This is a genomic window from Pseudomonas sp. UTLPPB19802, assembly GCF_059730225.1.
On record NZ_AP048545.1, the window covers coordinates 5,180,905 to 5,193,232 of the forward strand.

At 63.7% G+C, this 12,328-nt stretch carries 9 protein-coding genes; 8 read left to right on the forward strand and 1 reads right to left on the reverse strand.

Features of this window, described 5'->3' with window-relative positions:
- Positions 1 to 76: 76 nt before the first annotated feature.
- The 8 genes from ppnN (at position 77) to AC6I6U_RS22345 (ending at position 11,537) form a co-directional block, all read left to right on the forward strand.
- Complete coding sequence (gene ppnN, locus AC6I6U_RS22310; RefSeq protein ID WP_497878193.1) at positions 77 to 1,450, forward strand: nucleotide 5'-monophosphate nucleosidase PpnN; 1,374 nt, start codon at positions 77 to 79, stop codon at positions 1,448 to 1,450.
- A gap of 128 nt (positions 1,451 to 1,578) precedes the next feature.
- On the forward strand, positions 1,579 to 2,085 hold the full coding sequence (locus AC6I6U_RS22315; protein ID WP_497878194.1) for a sigma-70 family RNA polymerase sigma factor: 507 nt from the start codon (positions 1,579 to 1,581) through the stop codon (positions 2,083 to 2,085).
- Positions 2,078 to 3,124, forward strand: a complete 1,047-nt coding sequence (locus tag AC6I6U_RS22320) for a FecR family protein (protein ID WP_497878195.1) — start codon at positions 2,078 to 2,080, stop codon at positions 3,122 to 3,124. The genes AC6I6U_RS22315 and AC6I6U_RS22320 overlap by 8 nt, the downstream gene beginning before the upstream one ends.
- A gap of 180 nt (positions 3,125 to 3,304) precedes the next feature.
- The gene (locus AC6I6U_RS22325) at positions 3,305 to 6,244 is read left to right on the forward strand and encodes a TonB-dependent receptor plug domain-containing protein (RefSeq protein WP_497878196.1); all 2,940 of its coding nucleotides are present in this window, start codon (positions 3,305 to 3,307) and stop codon (positions 6,242 to 6,244) included.
- A 57-nt stretch (positions 6,245 to 6,301) separates the two neighbouring features.
- Positions 6,302 to 9,085 (forward strand): M16 family metallopeptidase, encoded by a 2,784-nt coding sequence (locus AC6I6U_RS22330; RefSeq protein WP_497878197.1) that lies wholly within the window; start codon positions 6,302 to 6,304, stop codon positions 9,083 to 9,085.
- Entirely contained in the window at positions 9,082 to 10,782 is a 1,701-nt protein-coding gene (locus tag AC6I6U_RS22335) for an ABC transporter ATP-binding protein/permease (RefSeq protein WP_497878198.1), read from the forward strand. The genes AC6I6U_RS22330 and AC6I6U_RS22335 overlap by 4 nt, the downstream gene beginning before the upstream one ends.
- A gap of 165 nt (positions 10,783 to 10,947) precedes the next feature.
- A complete protein-coding gene (locus AC6I6U_RS22340; protein WP_497878199.1) occupies positions 10,948 to 11,199 on the forward strand; it encodes a type II toxin-antitoxin system HicA family toxin in 252 nt (83 codons plus the stop codon).
- A complete protein-coding gene (locus AC6I6U_RS22345) occupies positions 11,196 to 11,537 on the forward strand; it encodes a type II toxin-antitoxin system HicB family antitoxin (RefSeq protein ID WP_497878200.1) in 342 nt (113 codons plus the stop codon). Before AC6I6U_RS22340 ends, AC6I6U_RS22345 begins: the two co-directional genes overlap by 4 nt.
- A gap of 13 nt (positions 11,538 to 11,550) precedes the next feature.
- Here AC6I6U_RS22345 and tam read toward each other — a convergent pair whose 3' ends face one another.
- The gene (tam, locus tag AC6I6U_RS22350; protein ID WP_497878201.1) at positions 11,551 to 12,315 is read right to left on the reverse strand and encodes a trans-aconitate 2-methyltransferase; all 765 of its coding nucleotides are present in this window, start codon (positions 12,313 to 12,315) and stop codon (positions 11,551 to 11,553) included.
- Positions 12,316 to 12,328: the final 13 nt, after the last annotated feature.

Sequence of the window (12,328 nt, forward strand, 5' to 3'; positions counted from 1 at the left end):
CCGACGGGGCACACCTCGACGCTCGATTTAGCTATGCTAGGGCACTTTTCGCGTGCCGCTTTTCATGGAATAGAGAATGACCCAACGATCCGTAATCAATGCTTCCGTCAGCCCCAAGGGCAGCCTTGAAACCCTTTCCCAACGTGAAGTGCAGCAACTGAGCGAAGCCGGCTCCGGCAGCATCTACACCCTCTTCCGCCAGTGCGCCCTGGCCATCCTCAATACCGGCGCCCACGTCGACAATGCCAAGACCATTCTCGAAGCCTACAAGGACTTCGAGATCCGCATTCACCAGCAGGATCGCGGCGTACGCCTGGAACTGCTCAACGCCCCGGCCGACGCCTTCGTCGACGGCGAGATGATCGCCAGCACCCGGGAAATGCTCTTCAGCGCCCTGCGCGACATCGTCTACACCGAGAACGAACTGGGCAGCCAGCGCATCGACCTGGAAAGTTCCCAGGGCATCACCGACTACGTTTTCCACCTGCTGCGCAACGCCCGCACCCTGCGCCCTGGCCTGGAGCCGAAGATGGTTGTCTGCTGGGGCGGCCACTCGATCAGCAGCGAGGAGTACCAGTACACCAAGAAGGTCGGCCACGAGCTGGGCCTGCGCAGCCTGGACATCTGCACCGGCTGCGGGCCGGGCGTGATGAAGGGACCGATGAAGGGCGCGACCATCTCCCATGCCAAGCAGCGCATCACCACCGGTCGCTACCTGGGCCTGACCGAGCCGGGCATCATCGCCGCCGAGGCGCCGAACCCGATCGTCAATGAACTGGTGATCATGCCCGACATCGAGAAGCGCCTGGAGGCGTTCGTGCGGGTCGGGCACGGCATCATCATCTTCCCCGGCGGTGCCGGTACGGCAGAGGAATTCCTCTATCTGCTGGGCATCCTGATGCACCCGGACAACCACGAACTGCCCTTCCCGGTGATTCTCACCGGCCCGCGCAGCGCCGAGGCCTACCTGCACCAGTTGCACACCTTCGTTGGCGCAACCCTGGGCGAAGCGGCGTACAAGCATTACCAGATCATCATCGACGATCCGGCGCAGGTCGCCCGGGAAATGGCCCTCGGCCTCAAGGCGGTCAAGCAGTTCCGCCGCGAGCGTAACGACGCCTTCCACTTCAACTGGCTGCTGAAAATCGACGAGGGCTTCCAGCACCCGTTCGACCCGACCCACGCCAACATGTCCAGCCTCAAGCTGCACCGCAACCAGCCGGCCCACGAACTGGCGGCCAACCTGCGCCGGGCGTTCTCCGGGATCGTCGCCGGCAACGTCAAGGACAAGGGCATCCGCCTGATCGAGGAACACGGCCCGTACGAAATCCACGGCGACGCCGAGATCATGCAGCCATTGGACAAGCTGCTGCAGGCCTTCGTGGCCCAGCACCGGATGAAACTGCCGGGTGGCGCGGCCTATGAACCGTGCTATCGGGTCGTCAGCTGACCGATCCAAAGTGAAGTCCTTGCTCATCGAACGCGTCGGTGGGCAAGACTTCAATTGATAATACTTCTCAATACGAGTAGAGTCGCGCCCGCTGTTCATGACTCACTTTCAGGGCGCCTCTACTCTTCATGGCCGAGCCAGACTCCAAGCTCGATATCTACCTCGCCAATCGCCAGGCACTGGTCGACTATGCCGCGCCTATCGTCGGCGGTCAGGCCCAGGCCGAAGACGTGGTGCAGGATGCCTGGCTGCGATTCGACGGGCGTGATACCCGGCCCGTCCAGCGGCCAGTGGCCTACCTCTATCGCATCGTGCGCAACCTGGCCCTGGACCTGACCCGGCGCCTGCACAGCGACAAGTACCAGCCCGATGGGGCCGAACTGCTGGACACCCTGGCCGCCGACACGCCATCGCCCGAACACCAGCTGTATCACCAGGACGAACTGAGCCAATTGGAAGATGCCCTGGCCGAACTGCCCGAACGCACCCGGGTCGCCTTCGAGATGCATCGGCTGGGCGGCTGTACCCTCCAGCAGATCGCCAGCCACCTGGGCATCTCCGTCGGCCTGGCGCACTCGCTGGTGCGTGCCGCCTTGACCCATTGTGCCGAGCGACTGGGAGAAGGCGATGAGTAATGCGACAATGATTGCCCATCAAGCCAGCAAGGACCGTGTGCCAATGAAGGCCTCCCTCGCCGACGACCCGGTCTGGAAGACCGCCCTGGACTGGCTCGAGCGCGTCCAGCAAGCGCCCGACGACCCCGACCTGCAAGCGGCCTGCGCCGCCTGGCAAAACGCTGCGCCCGAGCATGCCGCCGCCTGGCGCAAGGCCGAGCGTGTCTGGCGGTTGAGCGGCGGTATGTCCGCCCGTTATGCCGAACAGTGGAGCCCCGCCCCCGCAGCGGTCAGCCAACAGCCGGCCGCAGTACTACCGATCCGGCGCACGCCACGCAGCCGGCGCCGTGCCTGGATCGGTACGGCGGCAGCCGCGGTGCTGGTGCTCGCCCTGCTGCCGGTGCTGCCCGACTGGCGCGCCGACTACACCAGCGGCGTGGGCGAGATGCGCCTGGTTCAGCTTAACGACGGCACCCGGATCACCCTTGGCAGCGACAGCGCCCTGGTCGATCACTTCAGCGACGGCCAGCGCAATGTCGAACTGCTGCGCGGCGAAGCCTTCTTCGATGTCACTCCGGATCCCCAGCGCCCCTTCACCGTCACTGCCGGTAGTGGCTCGATACGGGTCACCGGCACCGCCTTCGAGGTGCGCCTCGCCCCCGAGCAGTTGAACGTCGCCGTGACCCATGGTTCGGTCAAGGTCAGCGACGAGCGCCTGCATTCGGCAGCCTTGAACAGCGCCCTGATTGCCGGCGACCAGGCACAACTGGACTACGGAACCCGGCACCTGGAACGCCATCGGCTGCAACCGACCCAGATCGCCAGTTGGCGGCAGGGGCAACTGGTGGCCGATGACCAGAGCATCGGTGAACTGGTGGAGCAACTGCGTCGTTACCATCGCGGGCTGATCCTGCTGTCCGACGACAACCTGGCCGCCGAGAAGGTCACCGGCGTCTACGACCTGCGCAACCCGCAAGCAGCGCTGCGCGCACTGGTCCAGGCCCATGGCGGCCAACTGCGGACCTGGTCCGATTATCTCTGGGTCATCTCGCGCTCCTGAGTCTCCTGGCAGGCCGGTTAATACTGGCCTGACACCTCCCCCGAACACCTTCCTGAAATTATTTTCACTTTTTTCTGAAAATTTCCTGAAGCACTGCGTCATTTGCCTGCGACGCATTTGAGATGCGTTCGCATTTTAGTTCGCGTATGCGTTCAGCAGTGCAACGGGGAGTAACAACGAATGACGATTTCCAGGACGGCGCCTTTCGACCGCGCGGCCGACAAACGACTGCTTGGCCGCTCCGGCCAATGGCTGGGTGCCATGGGGCTGGTCGGGGCGCTGATGAGCGCCAGTGTCTGCGCCGACGACATCAAGCCGCTCGCCGTCAGCCAACGCCTGGAGCAACGCTTCGATTTCGATATCCCTGCACAGTCGCTGTCCGGCGCGCTGATCGCCTTCGGCCAGCAGGCCGGTATCCAGATCAGCAGCGACAGCGCCCTGCTGCGCAACCGCGACTCCGTCGGTGCCCGTGGCACCCTCTCGGCCCGTGATGCGCTGATCGACCTGCTGCATGGCAGTGGCGTGCGCTGGCACCTCAACCCGGCCGCCGACACCCTGATCCTCGAGGAGATCCCGGTAACCGACGCCTATCGTCAGAGCACGCAGCAAGTGCTGGTCACCGAGAACATCGTGGTCCTGGGTACACCGCAGGAAAGCGGCTTCCAGGGCGAAACGGTCATCGACCGCCGCGCCATCGAAGCCTTCCCCGGCGCCAACGGCGACATCACGACACTGTTGCAGATGCACCCCAGCGTGAAATTCCGTGCCGACGAGAAGAGCTCCAACACCGCCGGTGAAATCGACCCGGCCGATATCAGCATCAACGGTGCGAAGTACTACCAGAACAACTTCATGATCGACGGGATCAGCATCAACAATGACCTGGATCCCGGCAGCCATAGCTGGAACGACTACAACCGTATCGAGGGCCTGCCCAGTCGCGCCCATGGCATCGCCCTGGACGCCGATCAGCTGGAGTCGGTGAAGGTCTATGACAGTAACGTGCCGGCCGAATATGGCGGGTTCAATGGCGGAGTGGTCGACGCTATCACTCGCCGTCCAACCGAGGACCTGCATGGCAAGGTGTCGATGAGCACGACTCGCTCGTCCTGGACCAAATTCCACATCGCCGATGATCAGCGTGGCGATTTCGAACGCTCGAGCGATGCACAGAACCAGCCGGAATTTCGCAAGTTTACCTACAAGGCGACTGTCGAAGGACACCTGACCGACAACTTCGGCCTGATGGCGAATTTTTCCCGCAAGACCTCGATCATCCCGCTCAACGCCTATGACAACGGCTACCAGAGCAGCACCGATGACGGCAAGCATGATCAACGTCGGCAGATCGACAACTACGTGCTCAAGGGATTCTGGACCCCCAACGACCGCCTGGAAACCAAGTTCAACATCACCCATGCGCCGCAGGAGGGCGAGTATTTCCGCGCCAACACCCGCGACTCGGCTACCGTGATTCACCAGGGCGGCTACCAGGCGTCGATGCAGGCGATCTGGCTCGGTGACCAGGCGACCTACACCCACAAGCTCGCCTACACCAATCTGGAAAGCTCGCGTACTTCGGACAGCAACGTCTACAAGTCCTGGCGCTGGTCTGATGAAAAGAACTGGGGAAACCCGTTCCGCAATGGGGTGAGGAGTTCCGCTGCCACCAGCGCCGAAGGCGGCATGGGCGACCTGAACCAGACCCAGGTCGGTGCCACTTACAGCTTCAAGGCTGAATGGCTACCGGTACAACTCTGGGGTATCACCCACAACCTGCAGACCGGTCTGGAGTTGAGCCAGCAAACCGCTACCTACGAACGCCCGAGCGACGTCTGGACCGCCACTACCCTCGGGGTGGGCGCCTCCAGTGGCAACCTGACCTGCAATACCGCCAGCGGCGCCCTCGACAGCGAATACTGCTCCATCTCCAAGAACGCCCTCGGAGCACTGACCCGCCAGTACTTCCGCAGCCTGAACTACTATCGCGAAGGCAAGATCGAACTGACAGAGCGGCGTTACGGCCTGTTTGCCCAGGACAAAATCGAGCTGGGCAAGCTGACCCTGCGTCCGGGCCTGCGCCTGGACACCGACGACTACATGGACAAGAAAACCCTGGCGCCACGCTTCTCCGCCGAGTACGACGTCTTTGCCGACCGTTCCACCGTGCTGACCGGTGGCCTGAACCGCTACTACGGCCGCAACCTGTTCATCTACCGCCTGGCCGATGGACGGGAGGCACTGCGTTGGCGCCGTACCCGCGGCGCTGCCAGCGGCGCCACCATTCCGGACTTCGCCGGTTGGGTCAACTATGGTGTCGACGAGAACTCGTTCCGCAAGCTGGATATCCCCTATGACGACGAGGTCATGCTGGGCATCAGCCAGCGCTGGCTGGATACCACCTTCGACCTGAAGTACGTGCATCGCCAGGGCAAGGACCAGGTGGTGCGCTCCACCGCCAGAAACCTGGATCTACCGACAGGCGATGGCGTGAGCACCATCGCCAACTACTACACCTACACCAACAAGGGCAAAAGCGAGAGCGACAACGTCAGCCTGACCATCAGCCCGGACTGGCGTGTCAAGGGCCTGGGAACCTCGACTTCGATGCAACTCGCTCTCGATTGGAACCGTACCCGCAGTACTCACACCGACTACCAGCAGGTGCTCTCCGCCTCGGAGGTCGACGATAACGATGTGATTTACGACGGCAAGGTGACCGCCTACAGCGAACTTCCCACCAGTGACTTCAACCGTCCGTGGACCGCCCGCCTGACCGCCATCACCGACGTACCCGCGTTGCACCTGACCTGGAGCAACTTCCTGCGTTATCGCGGGCCATACCAACAGATCGTCAACACCGGCAAGACCGCGAGCCTGCCCAACTCCGAAGGCGGCCTGACCACCTACGACGTCTACGAGGCCGCCACCGTCAAGGCCGCCCCTACCTGGGACACCCGCCTCTACTGGGAAATACCGACCGCCCACGAACAGGCACTCTTCGCCGCCGTCGACATCACCAACGTCCTGGACAAGGTGTCGCCCATCGTCAGCTACTCCGGAACCACCACCTACGAGATCGGCCGCCAGTACTGGCTGGAAGTCGGCTACCGCTTCTAGCCGGTAGCCATTCCCGCAAGGCCGACCACCCCTGACCGAAACCAGCCCGAGCCCTTCATGATCAAGACATTCTGTACAGGCCTTGCCGGCCTGCTGCTGTTGACCGCCTGCGCCTCACGGCCAGCCACCACCGAACTGCCCTGGGACGACCGCCTGCAACGCGGCACCCTGGCCAACGGCCTGGAATATTGGCTGCTACCGGACCACAGCCAGCAAGGCCGGGTCGACCTGCGCCTGCTGGTGAAAGCCGGCGCGGTGGACGAAAACGGCGAACGCGGCGGTGTCGCCCACCTGCTCGAACACCTGTCGTTCTATCAACGTGGCAGCCTGCCTGGCACGGTGCGCCAGAGCCTGCAGGCCGCCGGCTGGAAACAGGGGCAGAACTTCAATGCCGTCACCAGCAACGATCGTACCCAGTACTTCTTCAGCCCGGCCGCCGGTAAGGCGCAGCTGGAGCTGGGCCTGCAGGCGCTGGCGACCATCAGCGGCCCGGTGGATTTCACCGCCGCCGACCTGCAGCAGGAACGTCCGATCGTCCTCGAGGAATGGCGCGGTGGCCTGGGCGTCGCCCAGCGCATGAACGAACAGCGACGTGACGCCCAGCGGGTCGGCTCGCGCTACGTCAACCACCCGCCCATCGGCAGCAAGGAGGGCATCGAAGCCGCGCAGTGGGCTGATCTGGCGACCTTCCACCAGCGTTGGTACGTACCGGGCAACATGCAGTTGGTGATCACCGGCGATATCGATCCCGCTACCCTGCCCGCGCGGCTTGAGCACTGGTTCGGCAAGTTGCCGGCAGCCTCCACGCCCGCCCGTGACTACCTGGAACTACCCCTGCGCAAGCAATTGAACATCGTCCAGGTGCAGGACAGCCAGAGCGGCGGCAGCAACGTCGCGTTGATGTTCCGCTTCCACGAAGCCGATGCCCGGGCCACCACCAACGACGGTACCCGCCAGCGCCTGATCAACCGCATGGTGCTGTCACTGGCCCAGCAGCAACTGGTTCGCCAGGGCCGCGATAGCGACTCGGGCGTGCGCAGCCTGACCCTGCAGAAACACCAGATCGGCCAGTTCTCGACAGTGCTCGCCGTCGGGGCCGGGGTCAGTGCCAGCGGCCACGAGGCCGGCCTGCAGAAAATTCTCGAGGAAATCGCCCGCCTGCGCCGCAATGGTTTCGACGAGCAGCAGTTCCTGGAGCAGAAAAACGCACTGCGTGAGACCGCCCAGCGCATGCTCAAAAACGGCGACGAGCGTGACTTCGCCGAATGGGTGCGCCGCCTCAACGATGCCGCCGTGCAGGACAATCGCGTAGTCCGTCCGAGCGCCATCGCCCAGTTGATCCTGCAACTGCTCGACGGCATCCAGCTCGCGGAACTGAATCAGCGCTGGAACACGTGGACCGACCAGCCGGATCGGGTCCTGCAATACCAGGCCCCGGGCCTGGCGCCGGTGCTGCTGCCCAGTGTCGACCATGTCGAAGCCGCCATCGCCCACTGGCGCGCGGCAGCGCTGCCCGCCCTACCCGCCAAGGTCGAGGAACCGATCGAGTTGCCGGTTCTGCCGGCCCCGCAACAGGCTGGACAGGTCATCGGCAAACAGCACTTCGACGCCGAGCAGGTCGAGCATTGGCAACTGGGCAACGGCGACCGGCTAGTCTGGCTCAAGCGTCCCGGAGCCGACGGCAAGGTACAGTTACGCATCGACTCGCCCTCCGGCTACCTCGCCAAGGGCCTGGTGCCATGGCAGGCACAGACCGCAGCCCAGTTACTCTCCCAGAGCGCCCCGCAAGGCTGGAGCGAGGCCCAATTCAAGCGCTGGCACAGCACCCATGCGGTAAGCCTCAACCTGAACAGCGAAGCCCGCCGGCTGACCTTCAGCGGCCAAAGCCCGGCGTCGGGCCTGGAACCACTGCTGGCGCTCTACAACAGTTGGCAGACCCGCGCGTGGATCGATCCGCAGGCCGTCGATGAAAGCCTGGAACAGATGCACGATGCCCTGTCGCGCCAAAGCGACAGCGTCTCCAGCCGCCACGCCCTGGCCCTGGCCCGATTGCGCTTCGCCCCGCAGCCGGCCCTGCAGCCCGATGCCGAGCAATTGGCCGCCGTGAGCCATCAGGACCTGCTCGAACAATGGCAACGCATGAGCCGCAGCCCGGTCACCTACTACCTGATGGGCGACATCGACGAACAGCAGTTGCAAGCACAGGTCAGCCGCTACCTGGCGGGTATTCCCCGTGGCCCGGCGCTGGCCACGCACGACATTGCGCCGCTGGCCGGCGCACGCCGGGAGAGCCTGGCGATGTCCCTGGAGCCACGCGCCAGCTTGCAGGCCTACAGCTTCAGCGAAATGCCCTGGAGCCCGGCGCAGGCGGCGGCTGTCTCGCTGCTCGGGCGCATGGCCCAGGAAAACCTCAAGGCCAGGTTGCGCGGTGAAGCCGGCGGCGTCTATCGCCTGACCTTCGAAAGCGAGCTGGGCCAGGACACCCGGCGTATCGACAGCCGGCTGGCCTTCACCACCGACCCGCAGCGCCTGGACGAACTGAGGAAAATGGCCGCCGACGTGCTCGCCCAACTGCCGCAACGAATCACCAGCGAAAGCGTCGCTGCCTTGCGCAAGCAACTCCAGGCCCAGGAACGCGAGCGGCTGAACGATCCGCAGACCCAACTCCACCGACTGATTCTCAGCGAACGGGCCTATGCCGACCCACGCTACCTGAGTGAACAACAGCAACTGGCGCAGAGCCTGCAACTGGCGACGCTCAAGGCGCTGGCCAAGCACCTCTGGAACCCGGCCAACCTGCGCGAACTGCAGGTTCTGCCAGCCGCCGAGGCTCGCCCATGAACACGCTGCGGATTTTCTTCCGGCTGGCCTGGCCCTACTGGCGCAGCCGCCAGCAGTGGGTGTCCTGGCTGCTGCTGGCCAGCGTGATCGGCATGGGCCTGCTGATCGTGCAGATCAACGTCTGGATCAACGCCTGGAGCAAGACCTTCTACGACACCCTCGGCGCCTTCGACACCTCGGCGCTGTATCGGTTGATGGGTGAGTACGTGATCTACCTCGCCGCCTTCGTGCTGATCGCGGTGTACAAGAACTGGCTGCACAAGGCCCTGTTGCTGCGCTGGCGCCAGAGCATGACCGAGCAGGTCATCGGCCGCTGGCTCGATGACCATGTGTTCTATCGCATGGGGCATCAGGGCGAGCCGGACAACCCCGACCAGCGCATCGCCGAAGACATCAAGCGGCTGGTCGAGAGCAGTGTCAGCCTGCTGGTGTCGTTCATCACCAACTTCGCCCAGGCCGGGGCATTCCTCGGCATTCTCTGGCAACTGTCCGGCACCCAGACCTTCAGCCTCGGCAGCTACAGCGTGACCCTGGACGGTTACCTGGTATGGATCGCGGTGATCTACACCCTGGTCGGTACGGCGGTGACCCACTGGATCGGCCGCCCGCTGCATCGCCTGAACTACGAACAGCAGCATCGGGAGGCCGACCTGCGTGCCGACCTGTTGCGCAAGCGCGACAACGCCGAGCAGATCGCCCTGTATCGCGGTGAAACGGTAGAAGCGCATCAGCTCAAGGCACGTTTCGCACGCATCGCCGACAACTGGCGGGCGCTGATGAACCGCGAGCGCGACCTGAACTTCTTCACCGTCAGCTATGACCGGATCAGCCTGATCATTCCGGTATTCGCCGCCTTGCCGGCCTTCCTGGCCAAGACCATCACCCTGGGTGGGCTGATGCAGATCCGCAGTGCCTTCGGTGCGGTGCAGAACTCGCTCAGCTGGTTCATCAGCGCCTATCGGCTGATCATGGACTGGAGCGCTACGGTCGAACGCCTTGGGCAGTTCCACAACGCCCTGGAACAGGCGCACGCCGAGCGCCCGCAACCGGCTGTCGGCAACCGGCTGCAACTACGTTCGGCAAGCGTGCTGCTGCCCGATGGCAACCCGCTGCTGGAGGACCTGAGCCTGAACCTGCAACCCGGTACCTGGCTGCGTTTGGCCGGACCGAGCGGCCTGGGCAAATCGACGCTGCTGCGTACCCTTGGCGGGGTCTGGCCCTTCCATCGCGGCCACTGGCAACTGCCTCCGGGTCGCAGCCTGCTGCTACCGCAAAAAGCCTATTTGGCCACCGATCGACTGGACCGGCTGCTGGCCTACCCGTCCAACGAGGTACCGGGGGAAAGTGGGCTGCGCGAGATACTGCACGCAGTCGGCCTTGGCGTCCTGCAGGATCAACTGGAGCGCGAAACCGAATGGACACGTGAACTCTCGGGTGGCGAACAGCAACGCCTGGCCTTTGCCCGTGCCCTGCTCTACCGGCCCGACACGCTCTATCTGGACGAAGCCACCAGCCAGCTGGATGAAGCCTCGGCCCGCTCGCTGTTGCTGCTGCTCAGAACGCGCCTGCCCCAATGCAGCGTGATCGCCGTCAGCCACCAACCGGCGGTGCAGGCGCTGTTCGAACAGACGCTGGACCTGCAGTCCCACCAACACACGGCACCGGCCAAATACCTGGAACCGGAAGCCGCGCTCTAACCCGCTGGCCAGTGCCCGACCCGTCGGGCACTGGTGCTCCCTCTCTCAATCACCTGTAAGAAAGCTCGATTGCTTGGCCCTGGCAATTGAAGGCCCAGGGAAAAGCACCCATTCTTGACCTCTTCACATTTCAGCAACTATATTTAGTTGCAAAAAGGAGGATAGGTGTCGAGGAATGAAAAGCTACTCACTCGACTGCTCAACCCCTGTACCACCTTCACCTGGCCTGAGCTGGTCACCTTGTTGAGGTACTTCGGCTACAGGCAAATCGAAGGATCGGGAAGTCGGGTCAAATTCGATAATGGCAATCCGCGCGCGCAGATCAACCTGCACAAACCACATCCTGGCAATGAGCTGAAAACCTATACCAGGCGTCAGGTGATCGAACACTTGAAATCGGGAGAGCTGATTCCGTGAACAATCCACTGCAATACAAAGGCTATTACGGTTCCATCCAGGCCAGCATCGAGGACAACTGCCTGTTCGGCAAACTCCAGTTCATTCGCGCGCTGGTGAACTATGAAGGCCAGACAGTGGCAGAGCTGGAAGCCGCCTTCAGGGAAGCGGTGGATGACTACCTCGAAACCTGCCGACGGCTCGGGCAGCCCCCAGAAGTACCGTGCAAAGGCTCGTTCAATGTTCGAGTCGGCCATGACCTGCACCTGGCCGCAGCCGTGAGTGCCACCCGACAGAACGTGACACTCAACGACCTGACCCGTCAGGCGCTCAGCGAATACCTGCAGCGGCATGCCTGATCCAATCCGCCGCTCAACGACTCGCCACCACGAACAGCCGCGGAAACGGTAGCAGCACGCTGCCGTCAGGCAAGGCCGGATACGCTGCACTGATCGCCGCCAGGTAGCGCTCCAGGTAGGCGGTTTTTTCAGCGTCATCCAGCGGTGCCAGATAAGGCCGCAAGGCGGAACCCTTGAACCACTCGACGACCGCCGCATGGCCGCCGGCCAATGGGTGGTGATAGGTGGTGCGCCAGACATCCACGTTCGCGCAGTGCGGCTTCAGCAGTTCGTAGTAGAACGTCGCATCATGCCGCGGCGGATGCCGCACGGCGCCGATCTTGCCTGCCCATGGCCCGTCTGCCGCCACTTCCCGCGCCAGCCGGTGGGAAGGCTCCTGCAGATTGTCCGGCGTCTGCACCGCCAGGCTGCCACCGCTCGCCAGCTTGCCGACCAGGCGAGGATACAGGCTGGCGTGATCCGGCAGCCATTGCAGCGAGGCATTGGCGAGGATCACGTCGAAGCGCTGCTGCGGGTCCCAGGTGGCGATGTCAGCCAGCTCGAAACTCAATCCGGGCAAGCGCTCCCTGGCACTGACGAGCATATCGTCGGAGCTGTCCAGGCCGGTCACCCGCGCCTCGGGATACCGCTCGGCCAGCACCTCGGTGGAGTTGCCCGGACCGCACCCCAGATCGACCGCCACCTGCACCGAGCGGGTAGGAATCGCCGCGACCAGATCGCGCACCGGGCGGGTACGCTCGGCTTCGAAGGTTGAGTATTGCTTGGCTGACCAGGTCATCACACGTCCTCTT